General features: G+C 43.0%; 1 protein-coding gene. It reads right to left on the bottom strand.

Annotated features, from left to right (window positions below; genetic code table 11):
- Positions 1–659 (bottom strand): hypothetical protein (locus tag A3757_RS00995; protein WP_156506076.1); only part of this gene is annotated, 659 nt, incomplete at its 3' end.
- Positions 660–761: the final 102 nt, after the last annotated feature.

Below are 761 nucleotides of genomic sequence, written 5' to 3'. Positions count from 1 at the left end.
GATATATCAATGATGATTTTCGACATCGCTGCGACATTGTTGGTATGCTCCAACAACTCTGTAACCAGTACCTCACTTTCTTTAGATAAACCGACCATACGGCTTATTTCATTTGTGGCAGATTGGGCCTCAGCGATACCTTCAGTTGTCTGCTCACGCGAGCGTTCTATGTCGTCGTGAACATATTTGATTTGTGCCGCTACATCTTCCACACTCTGACTCAACTCAGTCACAGCCGCTGCTGATGAGGTAATCGAAGCCTTTTGCTCTTTTGCATTGGTTGATGCCGACAAGGCACTAATTGAGAGTTCTCTGGCCATATGAACAAACTCAGCAAAGTACTCCTCCTTGCTTTGTTCTGAGCGTTCATGGCTAAGTAAATAATCCTTGAAGGCTTTTAGGCTTTCATCTTTACCTAAACCCTCTAAAGGTAAATCGCGATACTGACTATCCGGAAGTTGAAGCAAATGCGCTAACTGCTGCAATGCCTGAGCAGAAGCACATTGCCAAAGCATCAAAGCAAGAGCAATGACACCAAGCAAGGCAATAAGCAAGGCATTCCAGGTAACACCTGAAATAAAAATGCTAGCACTCACACAGGCAAGGGACATGACAATAAAAACAAAAGTATGTTTAGGATAACGCCGAGCAGTAGACATAACTTTCTAGACCCATTCTTTTTCCTGATTTAAAGGACAATAAATGTCATCAACATCAAAGAAGGGGCATAAGCCATGCCCACTAGTAAAATCACATCAAGG

The organism is Oleiphilus sp. HI0117 (genome assembly GCF_001635235.1).
This window is presented reverse-complemented; position numbering and strand designations above follow the sequence as displayed.